30 protein-coding genes and 1 riboswitch are annotated in these 24,048 nt (G+C 43.8%); of the genes, 19 read left to right on the top strand and 11 right to left on the bottom strand.

Translation table 11 applies throughout. The features are described from left to right. Positions 1–363, bottom strand: a complete 363-nt coding sequence (locus tag ASG89_RS21435) for a response regulator (protein ID WP_057313115.1) — start codon at positions 361–363, stop codon at positions 1–3. 106 nt (positions 364–469) lie between these two features. Beyond that, positions 470–557, bottom strand: a riboswitch (cyclic di-GMP riboswitch). A gap of 275 nt (positions 558–832) precedes the next feature. Between ASG89_RS21435 and ASG89_RS21430 the strand changes: the two genes are divergently transcribed. The 6 genes from ASG89_RS21430 (at position 833) to ASG89_RS21405 (ending at position 6,861) form a co-directional block, all read left to right on the top strand. Then, a complete protein-coding gene (locus tag ASG89_RS21430) occupies positions 833–1,177 on the top strand; it encodes a thioredoxin family protein (RefSeq protein ID WP_057313114.1) in 345 nt (114 codons plus the stop codon). Between the two features lie 390 nt (positions 1,178–1,567). After that, positions 1,568–2,467, top strand: a complete 900-nt coding sequence (locus ASG89_RS21425; RefSeq protein WP_057313113.1) for a COX15/CtaA family protein — start codon at positions 1,568–1,570, stop codon at positions 2,465–2,467. A 106-nt stretch (positions 2,468–2,573) separates the two neighbouring features. Continuing rightward, positions 2,574–4,340 (top strand): UbiD family decarboxylase, encoded by a 1,767-nt coding sequence (locus ASG89_RS21420; protein WP_057313112.1) that lies wholly within the window; start codon positions 2,574–2,576, stop codon positions 4,338–4,340. Further along, positions 4,337–5,302, top strand: a complete 966-nt coding sequence (locus ASG89_RS21415) for a DMT family transporter (protein WP_057313111.1) — start codon at positions 4,337–4,339, stop codon at positions 5,300–5,302. The genes ASG89_RS21420 and ASG89_RS21415 overlap by 4 nt, the downstream gene beginning before the upstream one ends. Before the next feature lie 50 nt (positions 5,303–5,352). Beyond that, positions 5,353–6,060, top strand: coding sequence for a Cthe_2314 family HEPN domain-containing protein (locus ASG89_RS21410; protein WP_057313110.1), 708 nt, complete (start codon positions 5,353–5,355; stop codon positions 6,058–6,060). A gap of 6 nt (positions 6,061–6,066) precedes the next feature. Beyond that, positions 6,067–6,861: an SDR family oxidoreductase gene (locus ASG89_RS21405; protein ID WP_057313109.1), complete on the top strand. Its 795-nt coding sequence runs from the start codon at positions 6,067–6,069 to the stop codon at positions 6,859–6,861. A gap of 65 nt (positions 6,862–6,926) precedes the next feature. Here ASG89_RS21405 and ASG89_RS21400 read toward each other — a convergent pair whose 3' ends face one another. After that, positions 6,927–7,172 carry a NifU family protein gene (locus ASG89_RS21400; RefSeq protein WP_028558591.1) on the bottom strand — a complete coding sequence of 82 codons (246 nt, stop codon included), beginning with the start codon at positions 7,170–7,172 and terminating at the stop codon, positions 6,927–6,929. A gap of 96 nt (positions 7,173–7,268) precedes the next feature. On the opposite strand from ASG89_RS21400, the gene ASG89_RS21395 reads away from it, so the two are divergent. Then, entirely contained in the window at positions 7,269–7,523 is a 255-nt protein-coding gene (locus ASG89_RS21395; RefSeq protein ID WP_057313108.1) for a YuzB family protein, read from the top strand. A gap of 15 nt (positions 7,524–7,538) precedes the next feature. On the opposite strand, the gene ASG89_RS21390 is transcribed toward ASG89_RS21395, so the two are convergent. Both ASG89_RS21390 and mqnE read right to left on the bottom strand, forming a co-directional pair. Next, positions 7,539–8,603, bottom strand: coding sequence for an NAD(P)/FAD-dependent oxidoreductase (locus tag ASG89_RS21390; RefSeq protein WP_057313135.1), 1,065 nt, complete (start codon positions 8,601–8,603; stop codon positions 7,539–7,541). 47 nt (positions 8,604–8,650) lie between these two features. Beyond that, on the bottom strand, positions 8,651–9,757 hold the full coding sequence (gene mqnE, locus ASG89_RS21385) for an aminofutalosine synthase MqnE (protein ID WP_057313107.1): 1,107 nt from the start codon (positions 9,755–9,757) through the stop codon (positions 8,651–8,653). 336 nt (positions 9,758–10,093) lie between these two features. Here mqnE and ASG89_RS37790 point away from each other — a divergent pair, with 336 nt between their 5' ends. Beyond that, on the top strand, positions 10,094–10,276 hold the full coding sequence (locus ASG89_RS37790; protein ID WP_235549861.1) for an aspartyl-phosphate phosphatase Spo0E family protein: 183 nt from the start codon (positions 10,094–10,096) through the stop codon (positions 10,274–10,276). A gap of 111 nt (positions 10,277–10,387) precedes the next feature. Further along, positions 10,388–10,759, top strand: a complete 372-nt coding sequence (locus ASG89_RS21380; RefSeq protein WP_028558595.1) for a HesB/IscA family protein — start codon at positions 10,388–10,390, stop codon at positions 10,757–10,759. 280 nt (positions 10,760–11,039) lie between these two features. Here ASG89_RS21380 and ASG89_RS21375 read toward each other — a convergent pair whose 3' ends face one another. Next, positions 11,040–11,726 (bottom strand): class I SAM-dependent methyltransferase, encoded by a 687-nt coding sequence (locus tag ASG89_RS21375; protein WP_057313106.1) that lies wholly within the window; start codon positions 11,724–11,726, stop codon positions 11,040–11,042. 79 nt (positions 11,727–11,805) lie between these two features. Further along, complete coding sequence (locus ASG89_RS21370) at positions 11,806–12,855, bottom strand: MerR family transcriptional regulator (protein WP_057313105.1); 1,050 nt, start codon at positions 12,853–12,855, stop codon at positions 11,806–11,808. A 158-nt stretch (positions 12,856–13,013) separates the two neighbouring features. Between ASG89_RS21370 and ASG89_RS21365 the strand changes: the two genes are divergently transcribed. After that, complete coding sequence (locus tag ASG89_RS21365; protein WP_057313104.1) at positions 13,014–13,694, top strand: glycoside hydrolase family 73 protein; 681 nt, start codon at positions 13,014–13,016, stop codon at positions 13,692–13,694. Between the two features lie 42 nt (positions 13,695–13,736). Here ASG89_RS21365 and ASG89_RS21360 read toward each other — a convergent pair whose 3' ends face one another. Then, positions 13,737–13,898, bottom strand: a complete 162-nt coding sequence (locus ASG89_RS21360) for a hypothetical protein (RefSeq protein WP_057313103.1) — start codon at positions 13,896–13,898, stop codon at positions 13,737–13,739. Between the two features lie 334 nt (positions 13,899–14,232). On the opposite strand from ASG89_RS21360, the gene sda reads away from it, so the two are divergent. Beyond that, positions 14,233–14,397 (top strand): sporulation histidine kinase inhibitor Sda, encoded by a 165-nt coding sequence (gene sda / locus ASG89_RS35760; protein WP_414813280.1) that lies wholly within the window; start codon positions 14,233–14,235, stop codon positions 14,395–14,397. 4 nt (positions 14,398–14,401) lie between these two features. On the opposite strand, the gene ASG89_RS36555 is transcribed toward sda, so the two are convergent. Next, positions 14,402–14,641 carry a hypothetical protein gene (locus ASG89_RS36555; RefSeq protein WP_157276750.1) on the bottom strand — a complete coding sequence of 80 codons (240 nt, stop codon included), beginning with the start codon at positions 14,639–14,641 and terminating at the stop codon, positions 14,402–14,404. A 58-nt stretch (positions 14,642–14,699) separates the two neighbouring features. Then, positions 14,700–15,701: an NAD(P)/FAD-dependent oxidoreductase gene (locus ASG89_RS21355; RefSeq protein WP_057313102.1), complete on the bottom strand. Its 1,002-nt coding sequence runs from the start codon at positions 15,699–15,701 to the stop codon at positions 14,700–14,702. A 409-nt stretch (positions 15,702–16,110) separates the two neighbouring features. Between ASG89_RS21355 and ASG89_RS21350 the strand changes: the two genes are divergently transcribed. Next, positions 16,111–17,301: an NAD(P)/FAD-dependent oxidoreductase gene (locus ASG89_RS21350; RefSeq protein ID WP_057313101.1), complete on the top strand. Its 1,191-nt coding sequence runs from the start codon at positions 16,111–16,113 to the stop codon at positions 17,299–17,301. Between the two features lie 28 nt (positions 17,302–17,329). Then, positions 17,330–17,611, top strand: a complete 282-nt coding sequence (locus ASG89_RS21345) for a hypothetical protein (RefSeq protein WP_057313100.1) — start codon at positions 17,330–17,332, stop codon at positions 17,609–17,611. Between the two features lie 106 nt (positions 17,612–17,717). Here the strand turns inward: ASG89_RS21345 and hemQ are convergent, their stop codons facing one another. Next, positions 17,718–18,464 carry a hydrogen peroxide-dependent heme synthase gene (gene hemQ, locus ASG89_RS21340; protein WP_057313099.1) on the bottom strand — a complete coding sequence of 249 codons (747 nt, stop codon included), beginning with the start codon at positions 18,462–18,464 and terminating at the stop codon, positions 17,718–17,720. A 181-nt stretch (positions 18,465–18,645) separates the two neighbouring features. On the opposite strand from hemQ, the gene ASG89_RS21335 reads away from it, so the two are divergent. From ASG89_RS21335 to dnaI, 4 genes are all read left to right on the top strand, one after another. Then, complete coding sequence (locus ASG89_RS21335) at positions 18,646–18,930, top strand: YuiB family protein (protein WP_057313098.1); 285 nt, start codon at positions 18,646–18,648, stop codon at positions 18,928–18,930. A 69-nt stretch (positions 18,931–18,999) separates the two neighbouring features. Beyond that, positions 19,000–19,902 carry an alpha/beta fold hydrolase gene (locus ASG89_RS21330; RefSeq protein ID WP_057313097.1) on the top strand — a complete coding sequence of 301 codons (903 nt, stop codon included), beginning with the start codon at positions 19,000–19,002 and terminating at the stop codon, positions 19,900–19,902. A gap of 202 nt (positions 19,903–20,104) precedes the next feature. Next, positions 20,105–21,598, top strand: a complete 1,494-nt coding sequence (locus ASG89_RS21325) for a DnaD domain protein (protein ID WP_057313096.1) — start codon at positions 20,105–20,107, stop codon at positions 21,596–21,598. Between the two features lie 54 nt (positions 21,599–21,652). Continuing rightward, positions 21,653–22,606 carry a primosomal protein DnaI gene (gene dnaI, locus ASG89_RS21320; protein ID WP_057313134.1) on the top strand — a complete coding sequence of 318 codons (954 nt, stop codon included), beginning with the start codon at positions 21,653–21,655 and terminating at the stop codon, positions 22,604–22,606. A gap of 126 nt (positions 22,607–22,732) precedes the next feature. Here the strand turns inward: dnaI and ASG89_RS36550 are convergent, their stop codons facing one another. Beyond that, a complete protein-coding gene (locus ASG89_RS36550; RefSeq protein WP_157276749.1) occupies positions 22,733–22,873 on the bottom strand; it encodes a YqzM family protein in 141 nt (46 codons plus the stop codon). A gap of 133 nt (positions 22,874–23,006) precedes the next feature. Here ASG89_RS36550 and ASG89_RS21315 point away from each other — a divergent pair, with 133 nt between their 5' ends. Continuing rightward, positions 23,007–23,468, top strand: a complete 462-nt coding sequence (locus tag ASG89_RS21315; protein ID WP_321166525.1) for a MerR family transcriptional regulator — start codon at positions 23,007–23,009, stop codon at positions 23,466–23,468. A 160-nt stretch (positions 23,469–23,628) separates the two neighbouring features. Further along, entirely contained in the window at positions 23,629–23,943 is a 315-nt protein-coding gene (gene trxA, locus ASG89_RS21310) for a thioredoxin (RefSeq protein WP_057313094.1), read from the top strand. Positions 23,944–24,048: the final 105 nt, after the last annotated feature.

The raw sequence follows: 24,048 nt of genomic DNA, 5'->3' as shown, positions 1-24,048 counted from the left end.
TTATTGATATAGTAACTTTTGTACTGCATCTGCTACCCTATCTTTATCAAAAGGCTTCACAATAAAATCGTTAGCACCTAAGGAAATGGACTCAATAACAAAAGATTGCTGCCCCATCGCTGAAACCATTACTATCTTTGAGTCACTGTTGTATTTTTTTATTTCCTTTAAAGCAGTAATACCGTCCATCTCAGGCATTGTAATATCCAACGTTACTAGGTCTGGAGAATGTTGAAGAAACAGAGATACTGCCTCAAGTCCATTTGATGCTTCAGCAACAATTTCATGCCCTAATTCTAATAAGATGTTCTTTATCATTAATCGCATAAACATAGAATCATCTACAACCATTAGTCTTGCCATTTAAATTTCACCTCAATGGGTGGGCTTATTACCCGTTATTATCTATAAACGAACATAAAAATATCCCCTTATAAAGAACATAGGGGATTAAATATCTCTCCCTGGGTTCGGTAACTGGCAAGCGTAGCGAAATAATCGCCTTAGCCCCTTTAGTTTTGCGTCACTAATTTTCATTAGTTTTGCCTTTATCGTTACAGAAGAACTAATATCAAGTTTCTAAAAATTATATCACCTCTATTACTAGTAATAAAGTCCTAAATTAAGAGGAAATGATTATAGTTAAGCTCTTTAATAGCAGGTCTTCTACAAGTTCCTCAGGATTATCTGGAAGCAATAGGGCTCAAGCAATCGAATAAGATAAGGTTGGAATTGTACAACAATCAAATTTTCCTGGATCAAGAAGAAGCGCTTGACACCGATTTCCTCACATGCTATAAGAGAGTAAATTCCAGAAGTGATGAGGTGTCCCATGCGCAAAGTTTCAACTGAGCAACAATTTCAAGAGCAAATTTCGCAGTCTGGCGTGACAATAGCTATTTTCAAAACGACATGGTGTAAGGATTGCCATTATATTGATCCTTTTATGCCTGCCGTAGAGCAAGCTTATGAAGGTCGTCTTACGTTCATTGAACTGGATCGCGATGAGTTCCCGGATTTGTGTGAACAATTGAACATCTTAGGCATCCCGAGTTTCATTGCTTTCCGTAACGGCCAAGAGGTCGTTCGATTCGTCAGCAAACTGCGTAAAACTCGTGAAGAAATCGAGCAATTCCTTGATCGTGCAATCGAAGTTGCGAATGCGTTAGCTCCATAAGATGGAGTAAGCAGGCATAAGATAGAACACCAGATGGAGTAAACATACATGGACACCGCAGTCGGATCATATCCGATGGCGGTGTTTTTTGATGTCGTTAACACACCTCACAGTGCTATCCCATCGTCAAAAGACGAAATAAAGTTAGCCAGTCTCGGAATCAAGCCTTTTTTCATATCCAGAATAAATGCTTCCATACTACACACACTATAATGTTATTTCCAAGTGTTGGGTGCAACTCGTCGATAAGCCGGCAAACCGATTCCTTGTTGTTTCGGAGCTTTGTAACAATTGCGAATGGAAATGCCTTCATATTACAGCTATAATTGAAAGCGGAACTACAGTATTCGACATGATCCTCAAAAGATATGACATAAAGTAGGTGCAATCATGCAAAAATGGATCCAAAGATTAGCTAATTTATCAGCCATCGGCATGTTCCTTATTCTTGCTATGGGGGCCTTAGTAACCAAGGCTGACGCTGGTCGGGGCTGTGGCGACGAATGGCCGTTGTGCCATGGTAAATTCATTCCAGCACATACCATTTCTTCGTTTATCGAGTACAGTCATCGCTTAGTTGTAGGTATTGTGACCATGATACTTGTTGCAACGTTTTACTTAGTTTTCCGCTATGTGAAGCGTAAAGATGCTAAATTCTTTATCACTGCAACAGTGGTCATGACCCTGATCCAAGCAGCTATGGGCGCATTGGCCGTCGTATGGCCGCAATCCTCCCTTGTCCTGGCGCTTCATTTCGGATTATCTTTGCTCGCCTTTGCCTTTTCCCTGCTACTTGCACTCGTGTTTACCTCGTGGGGACAATTTGTACGCACAACGCAGATTCATACTAGCTTCAAAGTCATCGTCTGGTTTACCGCTATTTATAGCTACATCGTTGTTTATTTAGGAGCATTCGTGCGTCATACCGTTTCTTCAGGCGGCTGCTCGGGCTGGCCGTTATGTAATGGCGAATTCATTCCAGAACTGAGCGGAGCAACAGGAATTGTTTTTACACATCGGATTGCCGCTTTACTGCTCTTTGTTTGTATTTTATTTCTTTATCTGCAAGCTCGACGCCATTATCAACCGACGGACAAGCTTTGGTTCGGAAGCAAATGGGCGCTTATTACCGTTTCACTTCAAGTGATTAGCGGTGCAGTCGTAACTTGGTCCCTAGGGAATGAAGTCGCTTATTTATTCACAGGTATGATTCATGCCATTATTGTGGCTTGTATGTTTGGATTCTTATGTTATTTGTGTGTACTTACGCTATATGATCGCAAAGCCTAGCAGCATCATGCGGCACAGGCACAACAAGGCCTTCTAACGGAAGGCCATTTCCTTTTTTATCTCGAGAGAATGAGTAACTATTACATAGACAAAGGTGGAAGTTCCCATGGTACCAACAAATCTTCGAGCGTTTATAGAGATGTTACGACGCGAAAATGAATTGATTGAAATCTCGGCTCCCGTGGATCCGAATCTTGAGCTTGCAGAAATTCATCGTCGCGTCATCGACGAGGAAGGGCCGGCTTTACTGTTCACGAATGTAAAAGGCAGCGCATTCCCTGTCGTGACGAACCTCTTTGGCACAACAAGAAGAGTGGATCTGGCTTTCGGTCCGAAGCCGGAGCAATTCATGAAAGCGGTTATCAACGCGACTAGCACATTAATGCCCCCTACACCGAAAGCGCTGTGGGGTGAAAGAGGTCTTATCCTTGACCTGATGAAAGTTGGGACGAAGAAGATCCAGCCGAATCAAGCGCCGATTCTCGGCGGCTTGAAGAAGGACAACCCGCTCGCAGGACTGCCGGTCCTGACGAGCTGGCAAGAAGACGGCGGCCCGTTCGTCACGCTGCCGCTCGTGTACACCGAGCATCCCGATGGCGGTCATCATAACCTGGGCATGTATCGCATGCAGGTATATGATGACTTCACGACCGGGATGCACTGGCAAATCCACAAAGGCGGCGGCTTCCACTACCACGAAGCCGAGAAGCGCAACCAGGCGCTGCCCGTCACCGTGTTCCTGGGCGGCCCGCCAGCGCTCATCGCCTCGGCGATTGCGCCGGTGCCCGAGCACTTGCCCGAGCTGATGCTCGCTTCGCTCATCCTCGGGCAGAAGCTGCCCATGGTGGAGAATCCCCATGGGGGGCACCGCCTCGTAGCCGAGGCGGAGTTCGCGATATGCGGCTCCGTTCCACCGCATCTCAGACGCCCCGAAGGGCCGTTCGGCGACCACTTCGGGTATTACTCACTCATCCATGATTTCCCCGTTTTCAACGTGAATCATGTGTGGCACCGCAAAGACGCGATCTATCCGGCGACGATCGTCGGCAAGCCCCGCCAGGAGGATTACTTCCTTGGCGAATTCTTGCAAAGATTGCTGGAGCCCGCGTTCCCGATGGCGATGCCTGGGGTGAAAGACCTGTGGACGTATGCCGAGACCGGGTTCCACCCGCTCGCAGCCGCTGTCGTCCGCGAAAGCTACAGCCGTGAGGCGCTCGGCACGGCATTCCGGATCCTCGGTGAGGGCCAGTTATCCCTCACGAAGTTCTTGATCGTGACAGATCGTCCGACGACCTTAGCGAACTTCTCACAGCTGTTAGAAACCGTATTAGAACGTTTCGATCCTGCTCGGGATCTGTTTATATTTAATAAAACATCGCATGATACCTTGGATTATACCGGCGGCCAGCTCAACCATGGCTCGAAAGCCGTCCTGCTCGGTACAGGCGACCCTGTACGCGAGCTGCCAAGGGCATACACAGAGGGTGAACTGCCTGAAATCCATGATATCGCTGTGTACTGCGGCGGGTGTCTGCTCGTCTCTGGCGCTTCCTATGCAGCCGAGCCAGAGCTGCCACAGCGTCTACTTGCGAACGCTGCTGACCGATTAAAGCAATGGCCTATGGTTATTCTTGTCGATGATGCTAGTGACATTGCCAATGACCAAACGAAATTCTTATGGACGGTGTTCACACGATTTAACCCTGCAAGTGATATGTACGCACAGTCGAGTGTGAACCGACATCATATTGCCTATGAAGTTCCGATTGTCATTGACGCTCGAATGAAGCCTGGCTACCCAGATGAGCTCTTCCCGCGGGAAGATATTGTAGAACTCGTTGATCGGAGATGGAAGGAATACTTCGCGCGATGAGCTCAGGACGTCTACGAGCCATCTATCCGCATTTAGGTTTTGTACTAGTCTACTTGCTCTGGGGGATCAATTTGGCCTCTCTCAAAATCGGCGGAAGAGAGTGGGACAGTTTCGTCTTTAATGGACTGCGCTTTGCGAGTATGATTCCGATTCTGTGGGTCTATACTTACTTCTATTATCGTTCTCGGTCGCTTCGTTTCCAGATTGCGAGTCGCGATCTTCTGCTCATCTGTGGGTTAGGGATACTTAATGCCGTAGGGATGGAAGCGCTGCTGCAATATGCTTTACAGTTTTCCAATGCTGCGAATGGTGCCGTGCTTGGGCGAGGATTTATGCCCGTTATTACAGTGCTTATCGCCGTCATGGCTAGGCAAGTGAAGATCACATGGCGAATCCTAATCGGAATCCCCTTGGCTCTCGGCAGTGTCATACTCATCGTCTCGGGGGGAGCCGAAGGCTTTCACTTGGGCAGTGAGACATTTCGCGGTGATATTCTGTTGCTTATACGCAGTTTCATGGGAGCTTTTTATCTCATCGGGATGAACCGTTTAGTCGTGAAATATCCGCTTCCGATTTTAATTTCGCTTGAAATGACAGCAGGAGCCCTATCTCTATTGCCGTTCGTGCTATTGCGTGCGGATGGTGCATACTTCGCTGCGATCTCGCAGACGGGTTGGATTAGCTTAATTTATACCTCATTGCTGGCAACAGCGGTAGGTTTCTCGTTACACAATTGGAGTCTAGCCAAACTGGGGCCTTTTAAAGCATCGGCCTATGGGTATTTACTTCCGGTTACAGCTGCACTTGGAGGTTTCATTTTTCTAGGAGAATCGATCTCCTTAAGTCAGTATCTTGGAGGCGTGGGTGTGTTAGCCGCAATGTTTTTCGTGCAGCGTGATCGAACATCAAGCGCCAAACGAGCCCCTATACCTGCACCAACGGCCACTACGTTCACCAAGTAACAGGGCAATTCTAAATCTCTTATTAGTTGGATAAAAAGGGAGGTGATCTTATGCTTCGTGTGTTATTTAATGAGCCGGAACGTATCGACAGCGGACTCCTGCTGGAAGCTTTTGATGCAGTGAGAGCCTATATGAAACAGATCGAAACCAAGCAGAGTCACCTCTCCACGTCGCATTCGATCTTTCATCGGCAAGCGATATGGAGCAAGGGTTTTATTGACGCCTTAGATGAGCTCGAACAGAGCAAATATTGTTGTGAGCGATATGGCGAGCGGATTGTTAAAGGTTTTCTGGAAGAAATGACTCCGCAAGAAACAGATGATTATCAACGCTTTGTCTATTTCTACAAAAATGCGTTCATCCGTCTATTTTCAGTTTTAGATAAATTAGGGACCTTTATGAATGATCTCTTCGCCTTGAAGACCGAAACCGTGAAATCGCGATTTTCATATTTTACGGTACTCCGCCATATGCATGAGAAGCATCTTCATGGCTCGTTAGAGCTGCAACTTTATACCCTCAAAGTGACCTATAAAGTGCCGCTAGAAAGACTCCGCAATCTGCGTAATATGGAAATGCATTACATTAATGCTGAGATGTTAGACGATCTTATGCAGAAAGAGCCGATGCTCGGTGAACGCATTCATATTGAGGATGTGAAGCTGAATTTATCCGATTTGCAGCAGGGATTTGACATGGTATGCCGAACCTTAACAATAGCATTTACTTATATTACGGCATATGTGACAAAGGGGTAAGGGACCATGCCATTAAGAGGTCGAACAGTGCTTGTTACAGGCAGTGCTAAGGGTTTGGGCAAAATGACGGCATTGACTTTAGCCAAGAAGGGCTGCCAGGTTGCTGTGAATTATGTAACCAGCGAGAAGGAAGCTGCAGAACTCGTTCAGCAATTGACTGATCTGGGTGTTCGCAGCGTAGCTGTGCAGGGAGATGTAGCCAAGCGCGAGGATATTATCCGCATGGTTGATGAAACGGTCTCTCAGTTGGGACCGATAGATATACTTGTTAACAATGCAGGGCCTTTTGTTCGTGAACGTCGCTTTTTCGCTGACTATAGCATGGACGAAATTGATTATTTAATGCGAGGGAATCTGATAGGCGTAATGACATTAGATCATCTTGTGCTGCCGATGATGAGAGAGCGAAGATGGGGGCGTATCATCCATTTCGGCTTTGGCAAAGCAGCTGAAGCCAGAGGTTGGACGCACAGAGCTGCTTATGCGGCTGCCAAAGTAGGGTTAGTTTCCTTTACCAAAACATTAGCCGAAGAAGAAGCCGCACATGGGATCACGGTGAATATGATTTGTCCGGGCGATATTCGCGGGAAGAACAAAGAACGCACCATGGAAGAGGCGCGCCTAGAAGTGGATGGCGAAACGCCTGTTGGCCGACCGGGAACGGGTGAGGATGTAGCGCGCGTTATTGATTTCCTCTGCTCACCGAACTCGGATTTCATAACCGGCAATATTATGGATATCTCTGGCGCATTGGATCCTATTCAGCCGATCCCAGTATTTAAACAACGTAAGTCCGAATAGCCAGCGTGATATGGCAAAAAGAGCTTACCATAGAGGTAAGCTCTTTCTTTATGATATAGTCGTAATTAGAATACCTGTACGACTTCAGTTATGCCTTCTACCTCTTCAACCAATGCACGCTCAATACCCGCCTTCAATGTGATTGTTGAGCTTGGGCAGCTGCCGCAGGCACCCATAAGTTTAAGTTTTACGATTCCATCTTCCACATCAACTAGATCGACGTCACCGCCATCACGTTGTAGGAAAGGACGAAGTTTATCTAAAACCTCAAGAACTTCATCGTAAATCGCTTCTTTGGTTTTTTCTGTCATTTGATTCATCTCCTTTCTTTATCTATTATAGTACAATACGCTTTAAATGAAAATGGTTTGGGGCTTGAAACTATCAACATGGGGTGGAATTTTTATATGCGACCAATTATAGAATTTTGTGCCAGCAATATGCACACGGGAACCGATAAAGTAATGAAAGACCTTGAACAAAATCCGGAATTTGATGTTATGGAATACGGCTGTCTAGGCAACTGTGGCCAGTGCTACATGGAGCCTTACGCACTAGTCAACGGAGAAATTATCGCCGCGGAAAGCGCGGAGAGCCTCCATGAACGCATTTTAGAAAAGATCAAAGAGATTGAGGCCATGTATGATTTGCTCAGTGAATAAGCCGATCTAACTAGCTTAACCGAAGTGGCGTTTGGATTTCCAAAGTACGCCGCTTTTCAACATACGAGCAATTTTTCCTGTCATTAACGTACGTCTTCCCATGATGCCGAAGCCGCTCTTTTTGCCTAGTGAACCAAGTGTGCCACGCAGCTTGATTTTGCCAAGCTTAGGTGTATCACCTTTCCAAATCGCTTGAATCGCTTCGGCAATTTGTTTACCTTGCGCTTGCGCGGCTTGGGCACTTGGTGAGAAAGGTAATGATGCACAGTCACCAACAACGTAAACTTCTTCAAAGTTCGGGATTTGGTGGTATTCATTTAACAGAATACGTCCTTGACGATCTTTTGGTACATTCAAAGCTTCGACAATAGGCGTTGGTTGTATACCTGCTGTCCAAATTGTTGCATCTGTTCGGATAATTTCATCTTGATTGTACAAATCGCCGCCATCTAAGCGAACCAGGGATACTTGCGTACGCAATTCGATATGATGCTCGATCATCCATTCACGTACATATTGCTGTAGATTCGTAGGGAAAGCGGAAAGTAGACTTGGACCACGATCGATTAATCGGATATTCAAATCAGGGCGGCTCTCGCGAAGTTCTGAAGCCATCTCCACACCGCTAAGTCCTCCACCAATGATGGACACTTGTCCGTAGGGATTGATGTTGTTTATTTTCTGATAGGTTGCACGCGTTTGAGCAAGTGTTTGGATGCTGGAGGAGAATTCTTGAGCCCCCACAATGCCATGATAGCTATCAACACAACCAAGTCCGATGACTAGCCAGTCATAGGAAATGGGCTCTTTGTCGTGGAAAGTGATTTGTTTCGTTGCCAGATCAACCCCGGAAACCTCTCCGTAAACAAGCTGAAGCCGAGGGTCATCCGGATAAGATACACGAATATGCGTTTCAGCAATGGTACCGGAAGCTAGTGCATAATATTCTGTTTTGAGGCCTTGGAATGGACTTCGATCAATCATAATAAGTTCGGTGTCGTCTGGTAAATCCTTTTCCAGTAAATTCAAAGCTATGGTCAGACCGCCATAGCCTCCTCCTAGAATGACAAACTTTTTCATAGCCAACCAATTTCCCTTCTGAACGATGATCTATTCTATACTATTTATTATCTCTCATACACTTTGATTTCATTATAAAAGGTGTCTCGCTCTACTGCGACGCGTCCTGCACCTTGAATGAGCCATACAATCTCATCCCGTGTTAAACCTTCTGGTGAAAGAGCGCCAGCTGCATGTGAGATTTTCTCTTTCACGATCGTTCCGTGCGCATCTGAAGCACCGAATGTGAAGGAAAGTTGCGTAAGTTTCGTTCCGATATTAATGAAGTATGCCTTGATATGCGGGAAATTGTCCAACATTAAGCGGCTAATCGCCATTGTTTTGAGTTCGTCCCAAGCGGGAACGAAACGTTTAAGACTTGCATTTTTACTTGCTGGCTGGACGGAATTCGGAATGAAGACAAGGAAGCCGCCTGTTTCGTCTTGCAGCTCGCGCAGCAACATCATATGGCGAATCCGTTCTTCTTTCGTTTCAATTGAACCATATAGCATGGTCGCATGAGTTTTCATCCCTAGGAGATGAGCTTGACGATGAACATCCAACCATTCTTCGGTGGAAGCTTTTTCGACCTTCATTTTCGAACGGTAACGTTCTGTAAGAATTTCGGCTCCTCCACCAGGTAGCGTGGAAAGACCAGCATCCATTAACGCCTTAAGTACATCTCGATAGCTGAGGCCGCTGATACGTGAGAAGAATTCGATCTCAGCAGCTGTATGAGCTTTAATTGTGACATCAGGGTAAGCTTGTTTCAACCGACGAATGCAATCGACATAATACTCGAACGGCAGGTGAGGGTTATGTCCCTGACTAATATGGAATTCTTTAATTTCAGGGTTAAAATTCTCGGCAATATAGTCTAACATTTGGTCAGGGGTTAGCGTGTAAGCACCTTCTTGACCTTCGTCGCGGCGGAAATGACAAAATGAACAATGCTCCTCACAGACATTCGTGAAATATAAGCTCATATTTTGTACAAAATAAACCTTATTCCCATTTAACCGTGTATTCACTTTATTTGCTAATTGACCAATGGTTAAAAGGTCGTCAGATTCATATAAAAACAGTCCATCTTCCATGCTCAGCCGTTCGCCGTTCTCAACCTTGTCAGCAATCTCAGCCATCCGTTTGATTGGGTCTATTGTCGTAATACTCATGCTCTATGCCTCCTATGAAATTAAAATAAACCGCATAATGAAACGACGCAGCCAGCCGTTAGAACTAGGTGCGTTAAGGGTTGTGAGTTGCTCGCGTACCTGTCAACCCGTTCGGTTAAGGAATTCACAACCAGATTTTATATCGATACATGCTATCCATCTTATTATAAACCTCCTACTTGGGAGGGGCAACATCAGAACGTTGAAGATAAATCGACAATCTTATCCATGTCCTATATTTTTTCGATGAAATTGGCGAAATGTTATTCCCAATATTAACAAATTCCTGTATACTATTGCAATGTGATTACGTAAGGGCTAAAGGTGATAATAATCGTGCTACCATTATTCGTGACCGAACCGCAGGAACGACTTCATATCAAAATTGAACAGCTTCGTGGTAAAATGGTGAGTCTAGGGACCTCTTATGGGTTTCTTCATCCTGACGTGCAGCAATGCAGTCGAGATCTAGACCAGCTATTATTGCAGTATTATGCAACAAGACGTCCTAAACAGTGAACAGCTGCCCTTGAGCATCAGATGGATTAGGAGTATACTTATAGCAAGCACTTCGTATACCAATGCCGGTTTTCCTGATATATAAGGAAAAGCCAAGGAGGGATTTCCATTATGATTAACATAAGCGAATCAGCTAGTGATAAAATTAAAGAGCTTTTGGCATCTGAAGAATCACCTAACCTGTTCTTGCGACTAGGCGTGAAAGCTGGCGGTTGTAGCGGCTTCTCATACGGAATGGGCTTTGATGATGATCAAAAGTCTGATGATAAAGAATTTACCATTCACGGAGTTAAGGTTGTTGTGGATGAAGAGAGCGCTAAGTATTTATACGGCGTCCAAATCGACTTCGAAGACAAGGGCATGGGCGGTGGTTTCACCATCAACAACCCGAATGCGGTAGCATCGTGTGGTTGTGGGTCATCCTTCAAGCCAGCGGATTATGAGGGAACACCTGAGCCTTGTGATGATAAGGTTGAGGCTTAAGTAAGTAGTAATGAACCTTCTGAACTTTTGTGTAGATCACACTAGTTCAGAAGGTTTTTTTTATCGTGCTAGAGAAGAAAAGGGAACTAGGATGCGCTATTTTCAACAAATTTATCGAAATGAGTATCCTAGGGGAATGATAGGTGCCTTATTTTTCTCGAAAACACCAAATTCCTCATAAATCAGGCAAATAACGTATCTACGTTCCTCTTGGTACAAATTTCAAGTGATTTCGGCGGAATAGCGCATCTACGTTCCCTTCAATGTGAACAAACGTCGGCTACACACTCAACCACCAAATCCCCGCACACTCAGGCAACACAATCAACTGCTCATTAACAACCTTGTCTGCGATCCCATCGCCAAAGAAAAACCGCGTAAGCATATCAGCCTCTTCTACGCTCTCAAACGTATAATCGGTCCGTATCCATGTATGAGAAAACCCATATTGGGTTTCAAGAAGGCTATAGTAATTCATTAAGAAATCAGGCGGATTAGGTGTTTCGGAACCTGTTCCAAAGTTTTCGATAATAATGACCGTACCGCCAGGGCGCAGAATTCTTTTGATTTCGCTTATAATTTGGTGAAGGTTGGCTTCCCACTGATCGACTTCAGCATTCACAAGATAGCAAATGCTCCATCCAGATAGGATTACATCAGCACAATGATCTTCGATTGGTAAATTCCTATGATCTGCAACTTGCGTTCTCCAATTGTGCAGCTCAGCTTGCCTGAGAAAATCTGCAGTAATTCGCAGCATAGATTCGGATTCATCTACAGCTACAATGGACTTGGCTTGTGGGGCGAGAATTCGGGTTAATCTTCCAGAACCAGCTCCCATGTCTATGATATCTAGACTTTCAACGGGGATGATAGATTGGATGGTTTCATATAAGCTTGCTTGTTTGGAAATGAGTCGTTCATACATATCAGCTTGATTGATGTAAATGTCTGCATGGTTGGGCATTCGGTTACTTCCTCCTTAGGGTTATGTTCACATTGACATCATAATGTGTCACGTAAGGAGAAGGTCAAGACATGGTTCATTAGGGTTGAATGGGAACCGCATATACGATATATAGCAGATCGTTGAGTTTCATATGTTTGGTGATATAACCATTGTCGTCAAACCAAGAGAGCAGGGAAGAGCAGATGCCATAATGCTGATCTTGCATGGTTGAGAGGAGATCTGTCCGCCCGTTCGCTCTCAAGTCATTCATGTATTGTTCTTGTGCGGATTCAGTTTCGAACATTAAATCTGCTATGCAGATTCTCCCGTGAGACTTGAGTACGCGGCGCATTTCATCAAGAGCCAGCAACTGCTGCTCGTTAGAAATATGGTGAAAAGCAAACGATGTAACGAGAAAATCGAATTGATTATCCATGTAGGGAATGGCTAGGAGATTCCCGAGTTTAATGTCCATTTGCGGATGTTTACTTTGGCATAGCTTTATCATTTCTTTGGATTGGTCTACGCCAGCCATGTGAATGCCTTTTTGCAGAAATCGTTGTGCTAAATTACCTGTGCCTGTGCCAAGATCGAGCCCTTTCTCCCCAACCCTCGGTTTTACCCATTGCAATGTTAGATCAAGAACTTCGTCATATCCTTTATACTCGTTGTCATTATGTAAAACCCGTTCATCATGAGTCAAGGCTTGTTGATCAAAGTTCCAAGTATCCTTCCAATTTTTGCGCATTTCTCGAAGTCGTTTAGAACCCTCGGCAAGTGTAAAAATATCATCTATCGGAAGCGAGTTGTTCTGTTTCAGAAGTTCAATCATGGTATCCGTTGTTTCAATGATTTGCTTGAACTCCAGCCATTGTGCAAAAACAACAGAACGCTGCATTTCTAAATAGTATTGAAGCTGCTCTTTATCATCGGTATCAACTTCAAATAACGCTTTTTGAATATCGGCAACGGACATGCCTGATTCTCGAAGTGAAATAATCGTCTGCAGCCGCCATATTTCTTTGTCTGTAAACGTTCTATATAAATTATTTTCCTGCTTAGACGGTGAAATGAGACCTTTGTCTTCATAGAAGCGGATAGCTCGTGGAGAAATATTCAATTTGTTTGCAACATCTTTAATTTGCATGATTTCACCCTTTCTCTCCCCTTAAATAAACCTTAACGTAAGGGAAAAGTAAAGTTGCAATTCACAGTGATTAGTAAGATAGGAGTCGTTTCCCATTACCAATTTGTGGAATATACTATAAAGACAGGACTAGTCGTTGTTTGAAAGGAGGGAGCCAAATGGCAACTAGAAAGGACTTCATCGATCTTGTTGCACCGATTGCTTTGAAACTTCGTTTAGAAGGCTCGCCAATTTTCCCATCTGTTCGAATTGCACAGGCTTTACTGGAAACTGGGGGTAAAATAAACGCTTGGAATAACTTGGTAGGATATAAAGTTGGAAATAGTGTACAAACACCTTATTGGCGGGGCGATCGTGTGTCAGTAGGCACATGGGAATTCATACGTGAGGAATATGTGTCGAATGTGCCGGGGGATTTTCGGGCATACAGCTCCATCGAGGATGGATTTCGAGATCAAGATTTGTTATTTCAATCTGTGCGATATTCGGCAGTTCGGTCAGCAAGCACTCCACAAGCTCAAACAGCTGCACTACAGAAGAGTGGATATGCGACTGACCCTGCCTATACAAGTAAATTGAATATGATTATAGTGACGGAAGGATTAACGTTCTTTGATGAGGAGGTCATACGGATGTTAGAGAAATTACAAGCCCAGATGACAGAATTAACAAGTAGAGTTCACTCACTCGAGGAGCAGGCCGCTTTGACGGTCGTTCCAATATGGGCGAAGTCAGCTGTTGATGCGGCAGTTAAGGCCGGCTTGATCGACACGCCTGAGAAAGGAAGCTATGATTTCTATCGCTTACTAACTGTGTTACATCGTAAGGGCATTATTTGAATGTGGAAGAAAACATAGGGGCCGAAAGGGGCATTCATGAGGTTAGTAAACCATTCGGCCTTTAATTCTTACGTTTTCACCATACTTGGCTTGCATCAACTTCGTTTGCTCTTGCATAAAGGCATAAATTTCCTTCAAACGATTCTTGCGAGGTTTAATTGTTTCTTTAATTTCTCCATTTAAAACGATATCGTAAACGATCATACGAGCTCAGCTCCTTTTGATTTGTCTTTCTAATATCATTGTAGACGATGAATATTAAGGGATGATTAAAATTTCTTTTCAATTTTGTGAATAAGATGAAGGTTATGTTAAATGAACGTTAAAAATGACTAAATTAGTGATCACTTTTTTTTATCAGCATTTTACAAGTTTTGGATGTGCATAAGTTTATGCACAGTATCCCCCTACACTTTGTCTGCCTTTATGGTACATATTAACAATTTACCCACAGGATATGCACACTTATCTGTGGATAACGGAACGCTTGTTCTATTAAAAACCCCATGATACTATTAGTTTAAATTATAGAATATGGGTGATTTCAGTGAGACAAATTAGCGATGAGACATTGATCGACTCTTATTACAAGGCACTAGATTTGAGATTAGAATCGGATTTTCTTGAACTATTGCTCGCGGAGATACAGCGACGCAAATTAAAGTTATCCGTGATGGTTAAGGACGAGGCACCACTTAATTAAACATTCACTCCGTACGTATTTGCACGGTATAGCTAGAATGACAGTCGGGGCAATTCAAGAGGTGAAGGCAGAGCTCTTGCTCGTCGCCTTCCTGGTTGGTCAAGGAAATGTTGTTCATCTCATAAGGCGAATAAGGACCGAGCAAGTCACTTAGCTTACCATGGTCACACATACGCTGCGAGCACACAGGACAGTTGGTTTGCAATTCCTGCATGCCATTACAAACTGGACATATAGCTGACAAAGGGGTATTCCTCCTAATCCGTAGATTAGGTTAGAATACCCCTTTTTATTGCTAATCATTACAATTTCAAGTTCGAGCTATGTCCTGGTGAAAGTTTCGCACTTGGATCAATATATACTTTGGCATTATTAATGGCAGTAGGTGCTTCGCCAAAGCCGACAGCAATCAATTTCAATTTACCAGGGTATGTCGTAATATCACCTGCAGCGAAGATACCTGAGATATTCGTTTCCATACGGGAATCAACAACAATGGAGCCGTTTTCGATAGCAAGACCCCATTCAGAAATCGGTCCAAGAGAGGACACGAAGCCGAAGTTGATAATAACTGCATCGACATGGTGGATGCTTTCTTCGCCTGATTTAATATTTTTAAGAGTAATTTGCTCAATTCGATCTGTTCCGTGAAGACGAGTGATTTCAGTTGGTGTAACAACGTTAACCTTCGAATTCATTAAGTTCTCAACGCTGTGTTCATGAGCACGGAATTTATCTCTACGGTGGATCAGGGTAACTTTCTCAGCAATCGGCTCAAGCATCAAAGCCCAGTCAACTGCGGAATCGCCCCCGCCGCTAATGATAACTTTTTGACCGGCAAATGCATGCAAGTCACTTACGAAGTAATGTAAGTTTTTCTTCTCGAATTGCGCAGCTTCCGGTAATTCAAGACGGCGCGGCTCAAATGCCCCGACACCAGCTGTAATAATAACGGCATGGCTCAGATGAACACCTTTGTCTGTCGTAATTTCGAATAGACGCTCTTTTTTCTTAACAACCCCATGAACCTTTTCTTCTAAGCAGATGTTGATAGGGAAGTGCTTCATTTGTTCAGATAAATTATTTACAAGCTCTTGTGCAGTAACTTTCGGGAATCCAGCAACATCATAAATATATTTCTCAGGATATAGAGCTGCGAGTTGGCCACCGAGTTGTGGCATACTTTCAATGATTTTCACAGATGCTTGACGCATTCCTGCATAGAAGGACGCGAACATGCCAGCTGGGCCACCGCCGATGACAATAATATCAACGATGTCTTGTTTAGTTTCTCTCTCGTTCATGATTGAACCTCCGATTTGATTCGATTATGTGAGTGAGTAAGAATCCGAATAAAGCGATAATCATTATCATTATAATCGTCACTTCTAATGAAGGAAACAGAAAAGTTTAATTTTTTCATATAATTCGCTTAGGGATATGATAAGTAAATGCTTACATAGATTGGATGGGCTAAAACGCCTGAAATACAAGATTTTTGTGCAAAATGACACTTGATATTTACTTATGAAAATTATATCATATCATGAGAATCGGTTTACCATGTTGTGACGAATTTCCACCTGTTTTATCATAATTCACTTCGAAAGCGTGCAAACTAGTAGCAGTATACTACTTTTGAAGCTGTTTGTGTAATTTTTCACAAGATAGAGAGACCATGGGACAAAATACGGATATGGAAGTGAGAGAGACATGAGTAGAATACCAAGAATTGTTATATTAGGAGCCGGTTACGGTGGAATCCTTGCTGCAATTCGCTTGCAGAAAGAATTGAACTACAATGAAGCTGATGTTACGCTTGTTAACAAGCATGACTATCACTACATTACAACACATCTCCACATGCCTGCTGCAGGGACAGATAATCCTGAAAATGCACGCGTGAACATTTTGAAATTAATTGATGAATTTAAAGTTGATTTCGTGAAGTCGACAGTTACGCAAATTCGTCCACATGAGAAAAAGGTTATTTTGGAAGACGGAACACTTTCCTACGACTACCTTGTAATCGGACTCGGTGGTGAAGCGGAAACTTTCGGAATTCCTGGTCTGAAAGAAAATGCTCTGAACATTCGCAGCATTAACAGTGTTCGCTTTATTCGTGAGCACATTGAATATCAATTCGCTAAGTTCAAGCGTGAACCAGATCGCAAAGATTACCTAACTTTCGTTGTCGGTGGCGCTGGATTTACCGGTATTGAATTCATTGGTGAGCTTGCGGATCGTATTCCTCTTCTATGCAAAGAGTTCGATGTGGATCCTTCCCTTGTGAAGATTTATAATATTGAAGCTGCGCCGACAGCATTGCCAGGTTTCGATCCTGAGCTTGTTGAGTATGCGATGAAAGTTCTTACGGACAAAGGTATTACTTTTAAAATTGGTACAGCCATTAAAGAATGTACGCCAGAAGGCGTTCTAATTGCTGGCGATGAGTTTATCAAAGCAGCAACAGTTGTATGGACGGGCGGTATCCGCGGTAACCATATGCTCGATGAGGCTGGCTTCGAAACGATGCGCGGCAGAATTAAAGTAAATGAGCATCTTCATGCACCAGGATTCGATAACATCTATGTTGTAGGTGACTGTTCTATAGTTATGAACGATGAAGGCAGACCATACCCACCAACAGCACAAATTGCGATGCAGCAAGGTGAAGCTGTAGCTCATAACTTGATCGCGTCAATCCGCGGATCGCAAATGAAAACTTTCAAATACTCGAATAAAGGTACAGTGGCTTCCCTTGGTAAAGGTCAAGCGATCGGTATCGTAGGTTCCCGTAAATTGAAAGGGAATGTTGCAGCTATGATGAAAAAAGTGGTTGATATGAGATACCTTTACATTATTGGCGGAATTCCACTAGTTATACGTAAAGGTCGTTTCTAGTCAAGGAAATGCTAACGGGGGGATTGCCATGCGACACTGCAGTGTCCAAGTAAGAGGACTTCTTACCCGGGATGAACTGGATCGTTACAATGCCTTGATCGAAGTCGGTCACTTCTTAGAGACTGAGAAACGTTACGATCATGTCGCTGTTGTCCAAAAGGAAATTGATATCCTCATTCTTCCTGCAATTGAACGTCTGAAGGAAAAGAGTCGTCAGCGTGATCGTGATACAGAAGCGTATCTAGAACGCAAAGCTCAGATGGAAGCTGAACTAGCAGCTGCTCTGCGTGACGACGAGGATGAAGAATAGATATCCAAGAAGCATTGCTCCTCAATGAGCAGTGCTTCTTTTTTCTATGTAAATAAGAAAAAGAGCAAAGGATCGAAGTCCTGTGCTCTGGTTTGAACTATAAGAACTAAATTTGAATGAAAGACGCGAATTTCTCAGGAAGCATAACGTTACCGACGTAGAAATCTCCGAACTCGCCAAAACGTGCGCTAACTTCATCAAAACGCATTTCGTAAACAAGCTTTTTGAAATGAAGGGGATCATCCGAGAATAGTGTAACGCCCCATTCCCAATCATCCAATCCAACGGAACCTGTAATGATTTGTTTTACTTTACCAGCGTATGTACGACCGATCATACCGTGGCTGCGCATCATCGTTTTACGATCTTCCGCAGGTACCATGTACCAGTTGTCATTGCCATCACGACGTTTGTTCATCGGATAGAAGCAGATATGCTTGGATTTCGGGAGGATTGGTTTCAAGCGTGCTTGAATCTCAGGATCTTGTGCTGGATCAACACCTGGCTTCGCCAAATAAGCGCTCAATTCTACGATGGAGACGTAGGAATAAACGGGTATAGTAAAAGCAGCAAAGCTAGATTTGTTAAAAGCAGTTTCAAGCTCATTCAGCTCTTCCAAAGTTTCACGCAATTGCATGAAGACGAAATCAGCCTTTTGGCCAACGATGCTATAAACGGCAGTACTGCCTAGTTTATCGTTCTCAACTTGTTGCCACTGGGACAAGAAGGTTTGCAGCTCGTCCGCTGCATGCTTACGTTCTTGTGGGGTTGCGGCATGCCATGCATTCCAATCCATCAGACGGAAATCATGGAGCGCATACCAGCCTTCCAGCGTTTGTACAGCTTCACTCATTGTTTTTCCTCCATTCAAAGGCTAATATCCCCTACATTGTATCCAATTCATGGGGAAAGGGCAAATGTTCAATTGTTCAATTTGTGTACACTTTACCTGTACCTTTTCGTCGATTACAATAATAAGAGCTATAGAAGCCAATGTTAGGAAGAGCTTCTTACATATACAAGGGGGAACTATCGTGCTGCAAATGGTTATCGCCACTGTCTTAATGATGGTGTTATTCTTTGGAATCGGCTTTATTCTGAACATGCTTATGAAAACAACGTGGTTTCCGCTTTACGCGTTCATAGCTTTAGTGATTGGTATTATCATCTATGGATACACGGGTTCTTCATCTTTCCTATCCAGTGACGAGAGCTGGACGATTGTTGATGTGATTCCAGCAATTGGCGGCTTAGTAGGCGCAATTTTGAGCGGTTCAGCGATCAAAGCACTGCGTACTCGCGGCTTCAAAATGTTCTAATATTACCGGGGCGATTGGGTCACGCTAAGAGAAGTTACTTAAACTTCACTTACGGAGGAGACACGATCAGTGCCTTGGGCGAATGTGAATGGAACATCACTGCACTATGAGGTAACGGGACCAGAATGGGGCACACCTATCGTCTTTATTCACCCCCCGTTGCTAACGCTGGAAGCATTCAGGTATCAGAAAGAACAATTAGGCATCCATTTCCGAGTGATTACTTTTGACATTAGAGGACATGGCGGAAGTGCGAGTTCGAAGCAGTCACTCTGTTATCAACTTATTTCGCAAGACATGATAGGGCTTCTTGATTTCTTAGGGATCGAGGAAGCCTTTCTTTGCGGATATTCAACCGGAGGAACGGTAGCTCTAGAGGCATTGCTAACACATCCCCGTCGATTGGTGGGGGGAATTATCGTTAGTGGAATGTCAGAATTGACAGATTCGTACAATAGAATCAGGGTTTGGCTTGCGATACGAATGGCGAATCCTAGTCGAATTATGAATTTTTTGATTAGAGCGATAACGTATGGCAATGCCGATAAAAAGACAACCTATCAGGAGTTGAAAGAACATGCTTGGCAGGATGTGGCGGGCAATGTGAGATCGTATTTCGAACAATCCTTGCGATATAATTGCACAAATAAACTCTCAAGAATTCAACAACCGGTCTTATTGATCTATGGTGAAAAAGACGTTGGCTTCCATCCATATGCTCAAATTCTCCAAACAGGGCTGCCTCATAGCTCTCTTTTTTTCATCAAAGATGCCAAACATCCTGTACCAATTCAAAGCGCTGCACGGATGAATAATATCATTCAGCTATGGATGGAAAGCCTCGAAGAGAAAGATCAAAAGGAACGTTGGAAACTCGATCTGGCTATTGCGCAGAAGCTTCATCCTCACAAGTATGGAAACACAGATGAGTATCCAAGTGATGCTGAACACCCGATGCATAAGCATGAATAACGTGATTCCCAATTGAGATTCCATTGCTAGTGAAAATTGCGATGGAATCTTTTTCTTGCCCAAAAGGTAAAATTATCTTTTCTCTTGTAGATACCAAGATTGTCGATTTTTGTGGTAGACTAATAGAGAGAGACTGAGACATGGGATAGCTAACATAGAGCTATAGCTCAGTCGAGCTGAGGCAGGATGGTGCTGTAACGGAATGAGAATGACGAATATGCTGCATTTCACCGAGAATCACAGGTTTTGCGTTAACCGTGAGTTTTCTTTGAGCAGTTTAGACTATAAAATGCTAGCAATGATGTATCAGCCGATGATAGGCGGTTTGGCTATAAGTTTCTATCAAGCGCTCTATCAGCAAATGAGTGCAGAGAAAGTAGGCTTTTCGCCGATGGAGCAGCAACGCAAGTTGTTTCTCTTGCTAGATCTTGAACAGAATGAGCGTGGCCGTAAGTATATTATCGAACAATCCTCTAAGCTAGAGGCGATTGGTCTCCTTCAGACGACTCGCAAGTTTGTCCCAGAGGAAGAAGATTATATTTTCGTCTATACGCTATTCGCGCCTTTAGGGCCGAATGAGTTTTTCCGAAATCAGCATTTAACCCTTCTGCTGCGCGACAAGGTTGGGAAATTCATGCTGCTTTCACTGCGTGAAGATCTGCTTTCACCTGAGCCGGAGGAGTGTCGTGAGGCGGCCGAGGAGAACTTGTCGGTTCCTTTTTATGAGTTATTCCGCTTGAATACACAGGTTGTAGATTATGAGTTGGAACAAGCGCTCTATGAGGCCTCTGCAAGCAAGCAAGGGGACGCACGAATGGATGTGACGACCAAAGGCTTCAAATATGCGGATATCATCATGAGATTCCCGCGTGGAGCGAGTAACCGCGTGTTCGTTGAAGCGCTGAAGCATAAGCCTGAGCATATGGTTGCTATTAATATTGTGGCGAAGAAATATAATCTCTCCCTGCAAGAAACATGTCGATTGCTTGATGAGGATGGCGTGTTCACTGAAGAAGGAGAGCTTGTTATGGATCTCATGCAATATAATGCGAATTTATTCTATAGACAAAGCAAGAAGCGGGATGAGGAACGGGAACGTACGACTACGAAATCTGAAGATGAAGTCGAAACTTCGGAAGAGCAGTCTGTGGAGATGGCATTTTATTTGGAAGTGCCTCAGCAGCTTCGCGGCGAATGTACCGATCATCAGTACAACTACATCATGCGAAATGAGCCATACACGGCTGTGTTGAAAATGTTTTTCACACAGGGTTCGATACCTGATGGCGTACTTAATATTTTCGAGAAAATCGATTTGAACTATAAATTAAAAGAAGAAGTCATTAATGTGTTGATTCATTTCTTGCATATTGATCGTCGTTCTTGGGCTAAATCCTCGATTGAGGCTGTAGCCTCCGACATGTTAGGCAAGCAAATTAATACGTATGAGCAAGCTGTTGAATATGTACGTGAGAAGATCAATTACAAACAGAGAGCTGCTTCTAAAGTAGAATCCGCCAAAGCGGGCGGAGGCGCTGCTACGCGCGGACGTCAGGGCAAGACACAGAAGCCTCATATCCCTATTGTATTGCCTGACACGGGTACTACAGCGTCTACTAGGTTGTCTGCAGAGGAGCTCGAGGCGGCCAGACGGATGGCGCAGAAGTTGGATGAGCGATTTAACCGGAAGAATTAGGGATCGGCGGATCTTTGGATTGAACGATGGAACTGTTAGGAGGTGCCGAACATGATGGAGTCCATATCGCATTTACTTAAATCATTACCGGATACCGAATGGAGAAGAAAGGCTGAACAGAAAATTCAAGGTGTTCTTGCCGATCCTTTGATTGCTAAATTTCGACAGAAGTATCCTTTTGTGGATGATTATGCGATTAAAATAAATATGAATAAGCTATATCAGCATGTTTCTGAATATAAGAATTGCTCCAATTGCCCTGGTTTGGACAAATGTCCGAATGATATGACGGGTCATTATACGATTATTTCGGCCCAATCGGTAGAAGGCCAAGCTGCTTTTATCCATGAAGAGAAGGTGGCTTGCAAGAAGTTTATCGCCAAGGGACAACAGGATGCTATCTCTAGCCGGATTCGCACTTTTCACGTGGACCCACGGATGATTTCGCGAAGCTTCTCTTTTGGAGATATCTTGGAGACGGATCTCGATCGTGCGAAAGCAGTTATGCAAATCAACGACTACGTGAACTTGACCATTGAAGAAGGTCTTCAGACGCGAGGATTATATTTATCAGGATCGTTCGGTACAGGGAAAACGTTCTTGATGGGCTACATGCTGCATCAACTGGCGAAGGTCGGTATGACGGGAGCTATCGTCTACATGCCAGACTTCGCCGAAGACTTGAAGGGGATGTTTCAAGAGCCTTATAAGCTCAAGGAGACGATTGACCTTCTCAAGGAAACGGATCTGCTCGTATTTGACGATATTGGGGCAGAGAATTTGAACCCTTGGCTGAGAGATCATGTCATCGGTGCTATTGTGAATCATCGGATGAACCGCAAACCAACGTTCTTCACATCTAATTATGCGCTTTCTGGTTTGGAGAAGCACTTCAGCTTCACGAACAAGGATGGTGACGAAGAGTATAAGGGACAACGCATTATGGATCGGATACGCCCCTTCGTTGATGTGGTTGAGGTAACGGGAACGAACAAGCGTGGAAAATAAAGCGTTAAGAAAAACCTAGCCAGTGTGGCTAGGTTTTTGTGTAGTTAGCGTGCCCAGAGGCACGCTAACTAGAAAAAAGCCACTTCGCTTTGTCGGCAAAGTGGCTTTAACTTTTGGGAATTTCGATTAATTCATCACTTGGATGACGGTAGCAATGACTGCAACGACGAACAATGCGCCAAAGAATACGCCAAAACCTATACCTACATCCATGAAATCATTACGCGGTTCTTCATACACGTGATGCTCAGGGTGTTGATTGCTCATGTGGTTACCCCCTAACGTCCGACATTCGTATTTGTAAGCCTAGTATACCCAAATTCGTCGAAAGTTGTAAAGCTAATCAAAGTGACAATTATGCAAACAATCGCAATATAGAGCGGAATGGGTAAAATACTTCTTGACTCTGACATTAGTGTTATGGTTTACAATAAAGACATCCCTCCAAGTATGTGGGAATCAGAAAGAAGTGAAGTCCATGCGGATTAGTGAGTTATCCAAGCTTACCGGAGCAAGTATTCGGTCCTTGCGCTACTACGAAGCCAAAGGGCTGATCGCAACACAACGCGAAGAGAACGGCTATCGCGTTTACAATCAAATGGTTGTTGAGCGCGTGAAGACCATTCAGTTTTACTTAAGCCTCGGCTTTACGACCGAGCAGATTGAAAGCTTTCTGAACTGTGTGATGAAGAATCAAGAATCACAGTGTGATGATTTGCTTCCTCTGTACACCGAGAAGCTGCAAGAAATTGAGAAGCAAATGGAAATGCTTCAGCTGCTCCAATTGAATCTCAAGGATCGTATTTCCTATATTGAGGAACAGCGACGCCAAGGGCTGCCTGTTGGATTACCCTCGATATAGAACCAAAGGATACCCCGTTTGCTAACTTATGGCTTGGTTGAAAAGGCATATGAGTGTGGTATACTTTGTATGTTGACGTGATGCGAAGCAAGTTAAGTGACTAACTTAATCTTACTTTTCACCTTATAAATCAAATTCATTCTTAGAAGGAGGAACTATCATGGCAATCGTGAATGTTTCTGACAACAGTTTTAAAACAGAAGTTGAAGGAGAAGGTACAGTACTTGTAGATTTCTGGGCACCTTGGTGCGGACCTTGTAAAATGATCGCTCCTGTATTGGAAGAGCTAGATAAAGAAGTTGAATCTTTGAAAATCGCAAAAGTAAACGTGGATGACAACCCGGAATCCGCTGCTCGCTTTGGCGTTATGAGTATCCCAACTCTAATCGTATTCAAAGATGGTCAACCGGTTGATAAAGTGGTTGGTTTCCAATCCAAAGACGCGTTGAAAAACGTTGTTTCCCGTCATCAATAAGAATTAACAGTAACAAACTAGAAACAATTGTTCGTGAGAAAAAGCTCTTTTTCTGCTATGCTGAGAAAGAGCTTTTTTTCATTCGCGATGATTTTTTCTGGAAGG

Origin of the sequence: Paenibacillus sp. Soil766 (assembly GCF_001428105.1) — a bacterium.
GTDB lineage: Bacteria > Bacillota > Bacilli > Paenibacillales > NBRC-103111 > Paenibacillus_E.
This window is presented reverse-complemented; position numbering and strand designations above follow the sequence as displayed.